Source organism: Bacillus sp. FSL R9-9834 (genome assembly GCF_038006905.1).
GTDB classification, from domain to species: domain Bacteria; phylum Bacillota; class Bacilli; order Bacillales; family Bacillaceae_G; genus Bacillus_A; species Bacillus_A pacificus.
Window position 1 is genome coordinate 3,377,138 of the sequence record NZ_JBBOWD010000001.1, and the last position, 15,897, is coordinate 3,393,034.

General features: G+C 34.2%; 15 protein-coding genes. 2 read left to right on the top strand and 13 right to left on the bottom strand.

The genetic code is table 11. The annotated features are described in order from the left end of the window. Positions 1-90 precede the first annotated feature (90 nt). The 6 genes from MKY00_RS17495 to MKY00_RS17520 all read right to left on the bottom strand — a co-directional run bounded on the left by MKY00_RS17495 (position 91) and on the right by MKY00_RS17520 (position 4,932). Positions 91-1,128 (bottom strand): LCP family protein, encoded by a 1,038-nt coding sequence (locus MKY00_RS17495; protein ID WP_000432319.1) that lies wholly within the window; start codon positions 1,126-1,128, stop codon positions 91-93. A gap of 17 nt (positions 1,129-1,145) precedes the next feature. Continuing rightward, positions 1,146-2,144 carry a hypothetical protein gene (locus MKY00_RS17500; protein ID WP_016718212.1) on the bottom strand — a complete coding sequence of 333 codons (999 nt, stop codon included), beginning with the start codon at positions 2,142-2,144 and terminating at the stop codon, positions 1,146-1,148. A gap of 12 nt (positions 2,145-2,156) precedes the next feature. Then, a complete protein-coding gene (locus MKY00_RS17505) occupies positions 2,157-2,690 on the bottom strand; it encodes a sigma-70 family RNA polymerase sigma factor (protein ID WP_000864742.1) in 534 nt (177 codons plus the stop codon). Between the two features lie 127 nt (positions 2,691-2,817). Beyond that, positions 2,818-3,189 (bottom strand): VOC family protein, encoded by a 372-nt coding sequence (locus tag MKY00_RS17510; RefSeq protein WP_016718213.1) that lies wholly within the window; start codon positions 3,187-3,189, stop codon positions 2,818-2,820. 50 nt (positions 3,190-3,239) lie between these two features. Then, positions 3,240-4,046 (bottom strand): ABC transporter permease subunit, encoded by an 807-nt coding sequence (locus MKY00_RS17515; RefSeq protein ID WP_016718214.1) that lies wholly within the window; start codon positions 4,044-4,046, stop codon positions 3,240-3,242. Further along, positions 4,039-4,932: an ABC transporter ATP-binding protein gene (locus MKY00_RS17520; RefSeq protein ID WP_016718215.1), complete on the bottom strand. Its 894-nt coding sequence runs from the start codon at positions 4,930-4,932 to the stop codon at positions 4,039-4,041. Before MKY00_RS17520 ends, MKY00_RS17515 begins: the two co-directional genes overlap by 8 nt. Positions 4,933-5,070: 138 nt before the next feature. Between MKY00_RS17520 and MKY00_RS17525 the strand changes: the two genes are divergently transcribed. Then, entirely contained in the window at positions 5,071-5,691 is a 621-nt protein-coding gene (locus MKY00_RS17525; protein WP_116733341.1) for a TetR/AcrR family transcriptional regulator, read from the top strand. Positions 5,692-5,784: 93 nt separating this feature from the next. On the opposite strand, the gene MKY00_RS17530 is transcribed toward MKY00_RS17525, so the two are convergent. Beyond that, positions 5,785-6,753, bottom strand: a complete 969-nt coding sequence (locus MKY00_RS17530; RefSeq protein WP_029141175.1) for a helix-turn-helix transcriptional regulator — start codon at positions 6,751-6,753, stop codon at positions 5,785-5,787. Positions 6,754-6,812: 59 nt separating this feature from the next. On the opposite strand from MKY00_RS17530, the gene MKY00_RS17535 reads away from it, so the two are divergent. Then, positions 6,813-7,256: a VOC family protein gene (locus MKY00_RS17535; RefSeq protein WP_016718218.1), complete on the top strand. Its 444-nt coding sequence runs from the start codon at positions 6,813-6,815 to the stop codon at positions 7,254-7,256. Between the two features lie 47 nt (positions 7,257-7,303). Here the strand turns inward: MKY00_RS17535 and MKY00_RS17540 are convergent, their stop codons facing one another. The 6 genes from MKY00_RS17540 to MKY00_RS17565 all read right to left on the bottom strand — a co-directional run bounded on the left by MKY00_RS17540 (position 7,304) and on the right by MKY00_RS17565 (position 15,884). Further along, the gene (locus MKY00_RS17540; RefSeq protein ID WP_016718219.1) at positions 7,304-8,335 is read right to left on the bottom strand and encodes an oxidoreductase; all 1,032 of its coding nucleotides are present in this window, start codon (positions 8,333-8,335) and stop codon (positions 7,304-7,306) included. 168 nt (positions 8,336-8,503) lie between these two features. Beyond that, a complete protein-coding gene (gene parC, locus MKY00_RS17545) occupies positions 8,504-10,927 on the bottom strand; it encodes a DNA topoisomerase IV subunit A (protein WP_001147473.1) in 2,424 nt (807 codons plus the stop codon). A 1-nt stretch (position 10,928) separates the two neighbouring features. Next, positions 10,929-12,893 (bottom strand): DNA topoisomerase IV subunit B, encoded by a 1,965-nt coding sequence (gene parE, locus MKY00_RS17550; protein WP_001062200.1) that lies wholly within the window; start codon positions 12,891-12,893, stop codon positions 10,929-10,931. A gap of 376 nt (positions 12,894-13,269) precedes the next feature. Beyond that, positions 13,270-13,683, bottom strand: a complete 414-nt coding sequence (locus MKY00_RS17555; RefSeq protein ID WP_000972424.1) for a CoA-binding protein — start codon at positions 13,681-13,683, stop codon at positions 13,270-13,272. A gap of 79 nt (positions 13,684-13,762) precedes the next feature. Then, positions 13,763-15,004 carry a S1C family serine protease gene (locus MKY00_RS17560; RefSeq protein ID WP_000542636.1) on the bottom strand — a complete coding sequence of 414 codons (1,242 nt, stop codon included), beginning with the start codon at positions 15,002-15,004 and terminating at the stop codon, positions 13,763-13,765. A gap of 202 nt (positions 15,005-15,206) precedes the next feature. Further along, a complete protein-coding gene (locus MKY00_RS17565) occupies positions 15,207-15,884 on the bottom strand; it encodes a response regulator transcription factor (protein WP_001044683.1) in 678 nt (225 codons plus the stop codon). Positions 15,885-15,897 lie beyond the last annotated feature (13 nt).

A 15,897-nucleotide genomic window follows, 5' to 3' on the forward strand; every position in this document is an offset into this window, starting at 1 on the left:
CTATTATCTTAAATTTGAAAATAGTATATAACATTAACGAATATAGTACATACTATTAAACGTAATAAAAAAGCAGACATTACATCTGCTTTAATTTTCCTCAATCTGTTTTTCACTTAATCCTAAATGTGTTCTAAGCGTATTACTCAAACTCTGCAAATCTTTTTTATTAGGATTATAATAATATACACGTTGCCCATTTGGACCATTAGGTAAGTATAAATCATCACCTGCTAATTGAATTTTTTCAATCGAACAATTTAAACCGTATTTATAAAAAGATAAAATATCATCCATTGCTAAATTTGTTTTAAAATCACCATCAACCGCCTCGACTATTTTTTCTAGCTTCGTAATTGATCCTACACTTTTTAATTTACTTAAAATCGCCTCAATAACAAGTTGTTGGCGCTGTCCTCTCATTGCATCACTATCAATATGGCGAGTTCTTGCTAAGGCAAGTGCTTCTTCCCCTGTTAATTTTTGTAGTCCTTTTTTCAAATGGATCGCGTCAGGTTCATCTTTACTATTTTGCTCCGTAAATTCAACTGGGACATCTACTTCAATCCCATCTAATCCATCAACAATTTTAGTAAATGAATTAAAATTAAACTTTACAAAATAATCAACAGGCACTTGTAATAACTTTTCTACCGCTTCCACTGAAGCTTGCGGCCCTCCATCTTTACCATTTTTAACGAAACCACTTCCATATGCATGCGTTATTTTATCTTTTTTCTTTTCAACCGGAACATATGTGTATGTATCACGTGGTATACTCGTTAATTTCACAGTCTTATCATCTTTATTAAAAGTAGCTAACAGTAGTGCATCTGTATGAAATGCACCATTATACTCCTTTTGTCGTTCTTGATTTTCATCAATTCCCATAATTAAAAGTGAAACATTATTCGTAATCGGTTTTACAGTTTCCTCACGTAAATTTGATTTTTCACCACGTGCTAAATTAACATTTGATTTTTGTACGAGATTAGAAGTTTTCATATATACGTAAGTACCATATCCAAATCCGCAAAATAGTAATATTGCTAACAATACACTTATTATCGTTGTCTTTTTATATTTTCGTTTATTTTTCTGTTCTCTTGAAGAAGAGGTATTCTCCATATCATTTCCTCCGTTTTCTATTCATCTAATATATTTTTCAATTTTTCATACTTAGAGCTATCCTTTTGAAATGCATTCTCTTTCAACCCTTTGTTTATTTGTATCCATTCAGTCGTAATCGAATATTGAATCATACCTTCGTGGAAACTAAGGAACTTTAGCATAATCCCCGTATTTTTCTCTACAACCATTTCAAATTTCCCTCTTAAATCTTCAGATGTACTTACAGGCATTTCTATATTTATTGTCCCTTCTATTTTGTAGCAATCCAGTCCAAGATACTTCGTTTCTTTATAATTCCAATCTTTATATCGAATTAATAGATCAGCAAATTCGGATTGAATACTATACTTCGCGAATCCTATATATTCATCATCATACCTTTTTTTCTCACCTGATTTTCTCAATAACCTTTCCGTAGGATTTAATTTTAATAGTTCATAGTTTCTTTCTTTCGGGCTCCATTTTGTTTCTTTGTACGTATACTTCTCGTCATCAAACTCTTTTTTCTTGCCCTCGTTATATATAATGGTTCGTTTTTTCACTAGTTTATCTTCTTTCGAAGAGATACCTCTTTGTTGCTCCGTATCAATCGCATATTTGTATGTTGTAGCAATTCTTGACGAACTAGAATATTCCTCAAATTGTCCTGAAATATTATTAAAATGATCAATGGAATCTAGCATCTTTTCATGAATCTTTTCTTTATCCGGATAATTTGCATTCGCCTTTATTTCCTCTTCATTTTCGTAATCAGAAAATGCCTTTTTCTTTACATATTCAAACACTCCGCCGTTTTGAGCAAAAATTTGATCAGAAAACTCCGACATAGACACAATTGAAAGTGCTAGAACCGCAGCACTTATAGCCATCATATAAACTCTGTAACCTTTCTTTTTTACCGGGAGATTATGTAGTGTACAATTGATCTTTTCATTTAACTCTGGTGGCACTATAACACTCTCTTCTTTTATTCTCTTTTTTAATTTCTCATCAAATATTTTTTCATTATCCATCCTTTGCACCCCCTATTCCATCTTTAATCGTTTCTGTAGTTGTTCCCTCGCACGTGCCAATCTCGATTTCACTGTTCCTTTTGGTACTTCTAAAAGCTTCGCTATACTCTCTTGATTCATATCTTCATAATAATAAAGCACCGTAACAGCTCTTAACTCTTCATGTAACGATTGAATCGCATTACACAAATCTATATCTTCATACTGATCGCACGCACTCATATTGTAATCATTCTCTTCTGTCACAATTATCTTTTTATACGTTCTAATAATGTTATTACATTCATTCATTAAAATTCGAATCAACCAAGTTTGAAAAAACTCTTCTTTCTTTAATTTTTTTATATTTTCATAGGCTTTTAAAATTGTTGTTTGTATCGCATCCTCTATATTTGTCTCATCACGTAACATAGCCTTTGCAATACGATACATCTTTACTTTTTCTGTATGTATAAGCCTCATAAATGCTTCATGATCACCTTTTTTCGCTAAAGAAACATCGGTTTCTTCTTTTACAATCATTTTATATAAAGGGATTACTTTCACAATTGCTCCTCCTGTTTCATCCTCACTTCAAATTTAACTTTACATGTATTAGACGGATAAGCCTAGAAAAAGGTTCATTTTTTTGAATATTTTCATAAAAAAAGGTAAACATTTTTCATGTTTACCTTTACTTAGATGTAATTCTAAGGAAATACCCATCTGGATCCACAATTTTAAATCCTCTCATCTCCCATGGATAAGTTTGAATTTCTTCTTGTATTGTGCACCGATTCTCTTTACAACGTTCATATACTTCTTCAATCCGATTGACAACAATAATTAGTTCAAAGCCATTCCCCTTCATCTCTTTTCGATTGTAAAAATAGTGATTTTCATTCAATCTTGAATCACTAACTAGTAATAAAGAAAACTGGTCGAAATTAAAACGTGCTGCATGCATATTTCGTTTATACAACTTTAAACCAATTACTTCTTCATAGAACAATAATGACTTTTCTATATCATTTACATATAGCTGCACCCGGAATAAATGATCCACTAGTTTCCTCCTCATCAAAAAAAGTCCACTCATATAGTGGACTTTCTACTCTATAACGGTAAATCCCTCTTTCTAAACACCACAATTGCTGCTATAAAAATACAAAGTGCTCCCGCAGTTAAACCTATACTTACCGGCCATATATTATACGTTCCCTCAGCAATTTCTTTTGGACGAAACAATGTAAATAATGATAGGTTTTTCATCCATTCTAACTTATCACTTAACTTCCCTACCATATCCAGCACGAAAAATAAGATCGTTAAACTTGCTGAATAACTTAATGCCTTTCTTTCGTCATTACATATACAAGAAAAGAAAAATGAATAAGCACTAACGACTAAAAATATGAGCCCTCCTACTATATTTATCTTCAAGAATAATTCTTTATTTAAGTTATTATCTTGTAAAAACCATTCCGCACCTACTATGCCCGCTACATACGTAACAACTACAATGATCGATAGTCCCAATATGAGAACAGCGGCTTGCGTGATTGCAATTCGTATTCTAGATACAGGCGTTGCCAGCAAGTATGCCATTGCTCCTTTATCTACATGCCGTGCAATTAAATGTGTTGCAACTGTTACACAAAAAATCGTTAAAATAATAATAAACAATAGACTATAATATTCGCCAGCTAAAAAATCCATTACGTTTTGAATCGGACTTTCCATACCAACGATTTTTTTCATACTATCAGGCATAGCACTTATTAATTCATTTAAACCTTTCGCTGATACCATTGAAGGAAATATCCAAATTAACAACCATAAATATAGAGCTGCACCAGTTGCGTAACTCAAAATACTTTTTTGCGTCTCTTTCAAACTAGCTAAAAACAATTGCTTATTCATGCTTTACCCCTTCTTTCTTATCGTAATAATGCATAAATAAATGTTCTAAATCCATCGCTCTCGTTTGAAGCGCTGTTACATTATAGTTTGAAAGTGTTTGTAAAACAATTTGATAGTTTCCTTGTACAATAATCGATGCCTCTCTACCTTTTACCGCTTCAAATTGTAAATTACATTGCGTAAGAGATTTAATCTCTTCCTCTGATGATACGGTTACATCTATCACTTGTCGTCTCATACTTTGTAAATCATGAATATTTTCAACCGTTACAAGGCGCCCATCTTTAATAATCGCTACTCGGTCACATGTACGCTCAATTTCAGTGAAAATATGTGAAGACATAAGAATTGTTTTTCCTCTTTGCTTTTCCTCTACTATTAAATCTATAAACACTTGCTGCATAAGTGGATCAAGTCCTGATGTCGGTTCATCTAAAATTAACACCTCTGGATCATGCATAAATGCAGCGACAATCCCTACTTTTTGCTTCATTCCTTTAGACATTTTTCGAATTGGTGTTTTCACATCAAATTGAAGACGTTCTATTAATTCATCTCGTCTTTTCGTATCCTTTAGCCCACGCATTCCTTGCATTAACTTCAAAAACTCTAATCCGTTCATTCCTTCAATAAAAGAGATTTCTCCTGGTAGATAGCCAACTTCTCTTTGAATTTTCGCTGCTTCATTCCAACAATCCAATCCAAAAATTGTCGCTTTACCATCTGTCGGTTTTATAAACCCCATTAAATTACGAATTGTTGTGGATTTCCCAGCACCATTTGGTCCTAAGTAACCGAATACTTCCCCTTCTTTCACTTCAAATGTGATATGAAACAAACCTTTTCCATTTGAAAATTTTTTTGTGACATTTTGAACTGAAATCATAATTCCACCTCATTTTTTGAAATATTTAATATATGATATTTCAAAATTATTGTACTCCTCATCTTTCATATTCGCAACAACTTTTTGAAATATTTATATGTCTATATTTCAAATATTATTGTTTTTCATTATTTTTTCTTGTATATTTTAATTGAGGTGATTGCATTGAACGGCTTTGAAAAAGTGAAAGAAAAGAAAAAACGTGCTATTAAAGAGGCAGCCTTCTTATTATTTTCAGAACGCGGATTTAATGAAGTGAAAATAGAACATATTGCAAAAGAAGCAAACGTTTCTCAAGTAACCATTTATAATCATTTCGGAAGTAAAGATGCGTTATTTCGAGAGCTTATACAAGAATTTATTATATCTGAATTTCAATATTATAAAGATCTTGCAGCGGAAAAATTACCTTTTCATGATATGATGCAAAAAATGATTGTAAGAAAAATGAATACTGGTGGGTTATTTCAGCCGGATATGTTACTACAAATGATGCAAAGAGATGAAGAGCTCCGAAAGTTTATTTATAGTTATCAAAACGAAAAAATTTTGCCTTGGTATTTAGAAATATTAGAACAAGCACAGCAAAAAAATGAAATTAATCCCCACCTTACTAAAGAAATGATGTTACTTTACATTCAAATGTTTACTAAATTAGGGGATGATTTCGGAGCACAACTTCTTGAAAGAGATCGTGAAAAACATATACAAGATATCGTTACGATGTTCTTTTATGGACTGTCCGTCCCAGAAAAATAATTGTATCTAAAGAACAAATAAAATCAACAAAAAGCCCTTTGATATTTAAATCTCAAGGGCTTTTTCATGTCAAATAAATGGCTAAAACTAACTTTACCTTAAAGAAGTGAAATGCTGCTTTATAGATAACACCTTATTATAGATTAACTCTTTTAGCATAACAGGCTGAATTGAGATAATCGTTTCACCGAAATTCAGAAAATAGTTCGAGATAAAATCAACTTCTTGTTTATTGAAATAGCCTGTTATAATATAATGTTCATTTTCTTTTTGTATCCTCATGGAAGGATAATTCTCTTTATCAAAAATGTCTTTTCCTCTTTGATTAACAATGACAATAAAATCAATTGCATCAGGTTTTCTGTGAAAAGTAGCAAGATAATTTAATAATTCCTCAAGATTTTTTGGCTTCGTATTACTTGTTTCCACAATAGAAAGAATTTTATCACATCTAATTATTTGAACATTATTTGTCTCAAAATTAAAGATTTTAGCATACCACTGGCCAAATTTAGATTCTATTCGAATAAATTGTGCAATCAAGGCTTTCTCCACATCTTTTTTTAAATATGTTAAATGATAAACTCGCTCAGCAAAAATCCCCTGCAAAATTTCTTTTAAGAACGGACTAAAATTACTATGATTTGTTACTTCAAAAGAAAGCGTTCGTTCCATAATTGCAATATTTTTACGCACATTATCAGGTAAGACATGTTTAAATTTATTTTCAAGCGCAATACTTTCTATATTGAATGGTTTTGTCTTGTATCCATTTAATGTAAGAATTGAAAAATATAATGCATACATTTCATCCACACTAAAATAAATTGGTGACAACACACTATTTTCTATAATTTTATAACTTCCATTTCTGCCTAGTTCAGAATATATTGGTACACCTATTTCTTCTAATGATTGAATATCTCGCAACGCGGTACTTTTAGAAATATCATATCTAACCATTAAATCTTTTAAATTAAAATATCTTTTATTATTTAAGAAAATAAGCATATCATTTATTCGTTCCGTTTTTTTCATATTTCCCTCCTCGAAAGGTGTCATGTATTGAAACCTTTTTAGTCTATATTATAATTATTAACTAATAAAGGAGTTATAAATTTATGACATTAGAAATAGCTATTTTTCTTTCAATGAATGGGCAAGCAAAGGAGGCAATTCATTTTTATATACGTAATTTAGAAGCCAAAAAGTTAATGGTTGTTACGTATGAAGAACTGGCGAAAAGAGATAGTTCTTTCAAAATTACAAGTGAAAATAAAGATCATATTGCTCACTCTGTTTTACAAATTGGGAATACAAAGCTAATGATAGCAGAAGATACAATGAATCCTAACGAAGGTTATAACATTGGAAATAACATGTCACTTTGCATTCAAAGCGCTAATTTAGAAGAAATACAAAGATTTTATAATAATTTAATTGCCGATAAAGATGTGAAGGTAATCTCTCCACTAGAAAAAAATATATTTAGTGAAGCATATGGTATTATTGAAGATCCTTACGGCATCCAAATCCAGTTAATGTATGATAAACGATTAAACTAAATAATTTGCCATATTCCTAATAAAAAAGACACGAAATTCGTGTCTTTTTATTTTACAGTGATAACTCTACCCGTTTCACTACTTTCAACCGCTAATTGAATCAGCTTAATTACTTCTAAACCTTCTTGCGCTGTTACAGGTAATTTCTCACCACTTATAATACTATCTCTTACACCTTTATAGTACATGTCATAACAGCCGACTTCTGTTGGAATACGTACTGACTCTTCTTCTGTTTCTAGAGTAGCAAAATTCTCTTCAATGTCTACTCCATAACCGTTATCGCCTGGCTTCATTCCATTTTTTAATTGTTCTTCCTGTGAATCCATACCGTATTTCACCATAGAACCTTTATCTCCATGCATTGTAAAGTGTGGACCTGCCTTTTTCACATAACTGCTACCACGTAAAATGACACGTTTAACTCCGTAGTGAAGTACTATGTGGAAATAATCATCCACCTCTGCACCTGGTCGCTGCTTCATTACATCTGCACTTATCGCATTTGGTTTCCCAAATAATGATAATGCTTGGTCAATTAAATGCGATCCTAAATCATATAATATTCCTGATCCTGGTAAGTTCTTTTCTCTCCAGCGATCACGTACATGTGGACGGAAGCGATCAAAATGCGCCTCATATGCGTATACATTTCCTATTCTATCCTCTTCTAATAATTTCTTTATCGTTAAGAAATCATTATCAAAACGGCGATTATGATATACACTTAATACCACATTATGTTTCTTTGCTAATGAAATAAGCTCTTCTCCTTCTTCAATTGAAACAACAAATGGTTTCTCTACAACAACATGCTTACCGTTTAATATTGCTTCTTTTACATATGGAAAATGAGTTGTATTTGGTGAAGTAATAACGACTAAGTCAATATCAGCTCGCTTCACCAATTCATCAATTGTACTCACGACGTTAGCATTCGGTAATGTTTCTTTTACTACCTCTTCTTTTGAAGATAATATGGCACGAATATCGTATTCTTCTATCGTTTGTAATAATGGGATATGAAATGTTGTACTAGAAAATCCAAATCCTACAATCCCTACACCTATTTTTTTCATGTTGCCCCTCCATTTATCCCGCTATTTGTGGGCAGTAAGACCCCACTGATTAAAGTCTCACTTCATGAGAACGATTTCATTCAGTTATTATAACAAGATTATTATTATTTACATAATAAATTGCCTAGAAAAAAGCATCTTGCCATTATTCATGGCAAGATGCTTTTTTTATTCCGGGCGTTTTTTCGTCCACGTTTCAATAACTTCACCAGTATCATTAACATCTAGTACTAAACTACCGTTACTATACCTGTCCTTATTTCGATACGCTTTCGGATCAATTTCTTCTACGATATGTTTCTCTGTCTTCATGTAAACTAGTTCATCGTCTCTAACGATTTCAATACCGACAATGCGGTATGGATTACGTTTTAACTCTTTGAAAATAACAAGACCTCGCTTCGCCCTCGTTGATTTCTCAATTTCTGATGCTTTTAGGCGTTTTACAGCACCACGCTGCGTTACGAGAATAAGTTGATCTTTGTCACCATTTAATGGCTTACCAGCAGCAACATAGTCATCTTCTTTTAAATTAATTGCTTTCACACCAGCGGCTCTTACACCGACTGGACTTACTTCATCTTCATGGAAAATAAGTGCATATGCACCGTGTGTAGCAAGAACGATATCACTCGTTCCATCTGTCGCAAATATATCAACAACTTCATCATCTTTTTTCAAGTTTACAGCAACGAACGCTCTTGAGTAACGCTGTACTTTATATTGGTTTAATTCTGTCTTCTTAATCATACCATTCTTTGTTACAAATACGATAAATCGCTTTTCTTCCTCAAAGTTCGGTACGACAGTTGCCCAAATAATGGTTTCATCCCGGTCGAGTGAAACGATATTAGCAACGTGCTGACCTAAATCTTTCCAACGAATATCTGGCATTTCGTATACTGGCAAATATATATAGTTTCCTTTATTCGTAAATAAGAGGACTGTCTCTGTCGTATTCGTATCGAATCGTTCAAGTAAGATGTCACCCTCTTTCATACCGAAGTCTTTGCCGTTTGAGGCATTATGTGAGCGCCATCCAGTACGTTTCACATATCCTTCTTTCGTTACAGTAACGATGACATCTTCTTGTGGGATCATCACTTCTACATCGATTTTAATTTCCTCGATTTGATCTTCAATAATCGCGCGTCGATCATCACTATATGTTTTCTTAACTCTCTTTAAATCTGTTTTAATTACTTGAAGTAATCTTTTTTCACTTTGTAAAATTGCCTGTAGCTCAATAATTTTCTTATTAAGCTCATCTGCCTCTTGTTGTAGTGCTGTAATATCTGTATTCGTTAAACGATATAATTGCAAGGATACAATTGCTTCCGCTTGCGCTTCTGTAAATCCAAATTTCGCACTTAAATTATCTTTTGCATTACGCTTATCTTTTGAAGCTCGAATCGTTTCAATAACTTGGTCTAAAATCGATAATGCTTTCTTTAAACCTTCTACAATATGTTGACGATTTTCTGCTTTTCTTAATTCATATTGTGAACGTCTCGTAACAACTTCTTTTTGATGCCCAATATATGCATCTAAAATTTTCGGTAATGTCATAAGCGTTGGACGACGATTATTAATCGCTACCATATTAAAGTTATATGGTATTTGCAAATCTGTATTTTTATATAAATAATTTAAAATACCTTCAGAATTTGCTTCTTTTTTTAATTCTACGACAATACGAAGACCTGTACGATCTGTCTCATCACGCACTTCAGCAATGCCATCTAATTTTTTATCTAGACGTAACTCATCCATTTTCTTAACAAGGTTTGCTTTATTTACTTCGTATGGAATTTCAGTAATTACGATTTGCTGTTTCCCACCACGAACCGTTTCAACTTCTGCTTTCCCGCGAATAATAATTTTACCTTTACCTGTTTCATACGCCTTTTTAATACCGTCAATCCCTTGAATAATACCACCTGTTGGGAAATCAGGTCCTTTCATAACTGTTAATAAATCATCAACAGTACTATTCGGTTTATCAATACGCATCATTGTAGCGTCAATAACTTCTCCAAGATGATGCGGAGGAATTTCTGTTGCATAACCAGCGGAAATCCCTGTAGATCCATTCACTAATAAGTTCGGGAACGCTGCTGGTAAAACAACCGGTTCTTCACTCGTATCATCAAAATTGGATACGAATTCTACTGTTTCTTTATCAAGATCACGTAATAACTCAGATGCAATTGGTGATAATCGGGCTTCCGTATAACGCATTGCTGCTGCTGGATCCCCGTCAACACTACCGTTATTACCATGCATCTCAACTAAAACATTACGTACTTTCCAAGTTTGGCTTAAACGTACCATCGCCTCATATACAGAGGAATCGCCATGCGGATGATAATTACCAATAACGTTACCGACTGTTTTAGCTGACTTACGGAATGCTTTATCGTGCACGTTTCCTTCTACATACATAGAATATAAAATACGTCTTTGTACCGGCTTTAAACCGTCACGCGCATCTGGAAGTGCGCGATCTTGAATAATATATTTACTATAACGTGCAAAGCGATCACCTAACACGTCTTCAAGCGGGAGGTCATGAAACTTCTCTGCTTGCATGTTATTCCACCTCCGTCTCCATAATCATTTCATTTTCTAAAATATTTCCTTCTTCTTGCATACCAAACTGTACATTGCGCTCAATCCATTTACGACGCGGTTCTACTTTATCACCCATTAATGTTGTAACGCGGCGCTCTGCCCTCGCTGCATCATCAATTTTCACGCGAATTAATGTACGCGTTTCAGGATTCATCGTTGTTTCCCATAATTGATCCGCATTCATTTCGCCAAGTCCTTTATAACGCTGTAACATGTAACCTTTTCCAACTTTTTTCGTTACTTCATCTAATTCATCATCTGACCATGCGTATTCAATTACTTCACTTTTTCCTTTTCCTTTACTTACTTTGTATAAAGGAGGAAGTGCGATAAACACTTTACCAGCTTCGATAAGTGGTTTCATATATCTGTAGAAGAATGTTAATAACAATACTTGAATATGCGCCCCGTCTGTATCAGCATCGGTCATAATGACAACTTTATCGTAGTTAATATCTTCCACATCGAATTCATTGCCTACACCGCCGCCAATTGCATAAATGATTGTATTAATCTCTTCATTTTTAAAGATATCAGCAAGCTTTGCTTTTTCTGTATTAATTACTTTACCACGTAATGGTAATACCGCTTGGAAACGTCGATCTCGTCCTTGTTTCGCAGAACCACCGGCAGAGTCACCCTCTACTAGGTACAGTTCATTTTTCTGCGGATTACGTGATTGTGCGGGTGTTAATTTACCACTTAATGTACCTTCTGATTTCTTTTTCTTTTTACCAGTACGCGCTTCTTCTCTCGCTTTACGAGCGGCTTCACGTGCTTGTGCTGCTTTAATTGCTTTTCTCACAAGAAGTGTAGCTACGTCCGGGTTTTCTTCTAAAAAGTAAGCTAAATGCTCTGATACAATGGCATCAATTGAAGAACGAGCTTCACTTGTACCTAGTTTCCCCTTCGTTTGTCCTTCAAACTGAAGTACTTCTTCTGGTACACGTACAGAAACAATAGCCGCTACACCTTCACGAATATCTGTACCTTCTAAGTTTTTATCTTTTTCTTTTAATAGCGAAACTTTACGAGCATACTCATTAAACACACGCGTCATTGCTGTCTTAAATCCAGCTTCATGTGTTCCACCATCTTTTGTACGTACGTTATTTACAAACGATAGAATATTTTCTGAGTAGCCATCGTTAAATTGAAATGCTAGCTCTGCCTCAATTCCATTTTGTTCACCAGAGAAATATACAACTGGATGAATCGAATCTTTCTCTTCGTTTAAGTATGAAACGAAAGCTTCAATTCCTGTTTCATAATGAAACACATCTTCTAAATCATTTCGTTCATCTTTTATTGAGATTTTCATCCCTTTTAATAAAAATGCAGATTCGCGTAATCTTTCACATAAAGTTTCATAGTTATAATTTGTTGTACTGAAAATTGTTGTATCTGGTTTAAAATGCATTGTCGTACCAGATTCTTTCGTCTTTCCGATTTTTTCAAGCGTCGTTACAGGAACACCACCATTTTCAAAGCGTTGTTCATAAATATTTCCGTCACGCTTAATCGTTACGACTAACCATTCTGATAAGGCGTTTACAACTGATGCCCCAACACCGTGTAAACCACCGCTTGTTTTATAGCCACCTTGACCAAACTTACCGCCTGCATGAAGTACAGTTAAAATAACTTCAGGTGTCGGTTTCCCAAGTTTATGCATTCCCGTAGGCATTCCTCGCCCTTTATCAATAACGCTAATACTATTATCTTTATGTATTACGACAGAAATTTCGTCGCCAAATCCCGCTAACGCTTCATCAACGGAGTTATCTACTATTTCGTATACTAAATGATGCAATCCACGGCTGTCCGTGCTCCCGATATACATACCCGGGCGTTTTCGAACGGCTTCAAGTCCTTCTAACACTTGAATCGCATCTTCATTATATTGGAACTGATGCTTCGCCAAACTCCTTGCCCCTTTCCTAATCCAAAATCAGAACATATGTTTCTATTATAGAATAACGCCTCGACTATAGTTTTGGCAAGTTATCTTATCTCTTTTATATACCATTTTCAATAGAAAAATCCTTGTTTTTTCACAAGGATTCCTCTAGGCTACTATTTCAGAAAAATAATCGTTTGTCAACGAGAAATGGATATGTATGCCAAGATTACATATTCCAAACCTTTATTATGATCCAAATGATCAAGATCCAAAACGGGATTACAAGTAACAATCCCCAAAAACAGCCTTTAAAAAATCTCATGATGAACACCTCGTTCATCGGCCCTACTTATCTATAATAAGGGCTGAAGCAATCTTTCTAACTTTACAATCTATACTATTTTGTCATTGCATGTTCTACTTTTATGCAACGATCCATTATTACAGTATAGTCTTTTTCTTTTAAAAGTTGATATGTATCTTCATCTTGTACTCCTAATTGTGCCCAAAAAACATCTGCATCAATCTCCACAAATTCTTTTGCAACATCCATTAAAAATTCTGAACGGCGGAATACATTTACAATGTCAACATGTTCCTTAATATCTTTTAGTGAAGCAACTGCCTTTTCTCCAAGCACTTCATCTACTGTTGGGTTTACTGGAATAATGCGATACCCAGCATCTTGCATTGCTTTTGACACCATATACGATGTACGTTCTGGCTTATCTGATAATCCAACAACCGCAATTGTTTTGCTTTTCTTTAATACTTCACCAATTTCCGTACGAGTTGGGTTTTCAATCATCATAATTAATCCCTCCTATTCCTTTAGTATAGCCGATAAAGAAAGTCTCTTTCAATATGAAAGAGACTTTCTTTTATTCCGATTATTGATTCTTTGTAGCTGAGTTATCTGCTAAAGTAGCTGTTTTCGTCATTTTTTGACCGTTACGATAGAATGTAACTTCCACTTTCTCGCCTACTTTTTTCTTTTCATATAAATATTTACGGAATTGAAGAGCATTCTCTACTTTTTGATTATCTAATGCTACTACAATATCATATTGCTCTAAACCAGCTTTTTCGGCCGGTGATATTGGGTAAATTTTACCTAATACAACGCCGTTTGTTACGTCTTTCGGTACTTTCAATTGATTTACTGCATAAGCTTGCACATCTTCTAATGAAACAACACCTACTCCAAGGGCTGGACGTTTCACTACTCCGTCTTTTTCAAGTGATTCAATAACTGGCTTTGCGATATTAATTGGAATAGCAAATCCAATTCCTTCAACTTCTTGTTGTGCAATTTTACTTGAATTAATCCCAATTATTTCACCGTTTTGGTTAAATAACGCACCACCACTATTACCTGGATTGATCGCTGCATCTGTTTGAATAACTTGTGCTTGCCAATCTGGACGTTTGTCCCCATCAATATCAACTGGAATTTCACGTTCTTTACTACTGATTATACCTTCCGTTACACTTCCATCAAACCCTAGTGGGTTACCGATCGCAATTGCTTTTTCACCCGCACGGATTTTACTTGAATCACCTAAAGTGGCAACTTTATTTACATTAGATCCATCAATTTCTACAACCGCTAAATCTAACCAAGGGTCTTTCCCTACAAGCTTTGCATCTACTTTTTTACCATCACTTAGTTTTACAGCAAGTTTATTTGCTCCATCTACTACGTGGTTGTTTGTTACAATATATGCTTTATTTCCTGCTTTTTTATAAATCACACCTGACCCTGAACCGGCTTGTTGTTCTTGACCTGTCGGTTGCATTGCAAATGGATCAATGCTTTGTTGCATATTAATAACACCTACAACAACATCTTTCGCGCCTTCAATCATCCCAGGTAAATCAGTCTCATTTTTTGCTTTATTGACAACAGGAACTACAGTACCTTCTACTTTCGAATCTGAACTAAATGATGATACCGCCGCTCCATTATTTTGAGCCCATGGCATATATGGTGCTGCAAAACTAATTGAAACAGCCCCAACTACAGCTCCGACTAAACCTGTGAAAAAATAGCCTTTTTTACTGCCCGATTTTCTCACTTCTCTCGTTTCACTATGCTCTTCATTTAAATTTGGTCCGTCGTAATATCCCATGTTTACTTCCCCTCTCTGGTGAATTCGTATTTTCAGTATAGTCACGTTTTGTGTCCTTCTTGTGAACTCATCGTGAAATCCAATTAAAAAAATACGCTTATTTAACATTGTAGACAAAAAAAGCATTTTTTGTACATTCTACCTGCAAAAGAGGATATAAAATTGTTATTTTCCTAGAGTGAAGCGCACAATACGTTCCGCGTTATTCTTCAAATTTATAACCAACACGAATAACAGTACCGATATGCTTCGCTTTATCTCCTAGCTTATTTCGTAGTTTTTTAATATGAGTATCAACCGTTCGGTCATCACCGTAATAGTCATATCCCCATAACTGATCTAATAAATGTTGACGTGACAACACAATTCCTTTGTTCTCCATTAAATAAACGAGAAGTTCAAATTCTTTATGTGTTAATATAATTTCTTCTCCATCTACTAAAACGGTTCTAGATAGACGATTCACTTCTATTCCAGCTAAAGACATAGCATTTTCTTCAGCTACTCCCACCACGCCATCCGCACGCTTCAATAAAGTCTTTGCTCGAGCTACTAACACTTTCGGGCTGAAAGGTTTCGTTACATACTCATCTGCACCTAATTCAAATCCTAGTAATGTATCATCCTCATCTGAACGTGCTGTGAGCATAATAATTGGCACTGCTGATTCTTTTCGAATTCGTCTACAAACAGACCATCCATCTATTTCTGGTAACATAATATCTAACATAATTAAATCGATTTCATGCTCTGCAAATAATTCTAGCGCTTTTTTTCCGTCTTCTGCTTCGATTACTTCAAAACCTTCATTACGAAAATAATCGCTAACAATTTCACGTAATCTTCTTTCATCTTCGACAAGTAATACTGTTTTATTCATATAATCTATCCCG

What these genes read in the sequence shown, in the direction of transcription:
- MKY00_RS17495 (WP_000432319.1), bottom strand. Translation starts at nt 1,128, where the DNA reads ATGGAGAATACCTCTTCTTCAAGAGAACAGAAAAATAAACGAAAATAT.
- MKY00_RS17500 (WP_016718212.1), bottom strand. Translation starts at nt 2,144, where the DNA reads ATGGATAATGAAAAAATATTTGATGAGAAATTAAAAAAGAGAATAAAA.
- MKY00_RS17515 (WP_016718214.1), bottom strand. Translation starts at nt 4,046, where the DNA reads ATGAATAAGCAATTGTTTTTAGCTAGTTTGAAAGAGACGCAAAAAAGT.
- MKY00_RS17520 (WP_016718215.1), bottom strand. Translation starts at nt 4,932, where the DNA reads ATGATTTCAGTTCAAAATGTCACAAAAAAATTTTCAAATGGAAAAGGT.
- MKY00_RS17530 (WP_029141175.1), bottom strand. Translation starts at nt 6,753, where the DNA reads ATGACACCTTTCGAGGAGGGAAATATGAAAAAAACGGAACGAATAAAT.
- MKY00_RS17535 (WP_016718218.1), top strand. Translation starts at nt 6,813, where the DNA reads ATGACATTAGAAATAGCTATTTTTCTTTCAATGAATGGGCAAGCAAAG.
- MKY00_RS17540 (WP_016718219.1), bottom strand. Translation starts at nt 8,335, where the DNA reads ATGAAAAAAATAGGTGTAGGGATTGTAGGATTTGGATTTTCTAGTACA.
- parC (WP_001147473.1), bottom strand. Translation starts at nt 10,927, where the DNA reads ATGCAAGCAGAGAAGTTTCATGACCTCCCGCTTGAAGACGTGTTAGGT.
- MKY00_RS17555 (WP_000972424.1), bottom strand. Translation starts at nt 13,683, where the DNA reads ATGATGATTGAAAACCCAACTCGTACGGAAATTGGTGAAGTATTAAAG.
- MKY00_RS17560 (WP_000542636.1), bottom strand. Translation starts at nt 15,004, where the DNA reads ATGGGATATTACGACGGACCAAATTTAAATGAAGAGCATAGTGAAACG.
- MKY00_RS17565 (WP_001044683.1), bottom strand. Translation starts at nt 15,884, where the DNA reads ATGAATAAAACAGTATTACTTGTCGAAGATGAAAGAAGATTACGTGAA.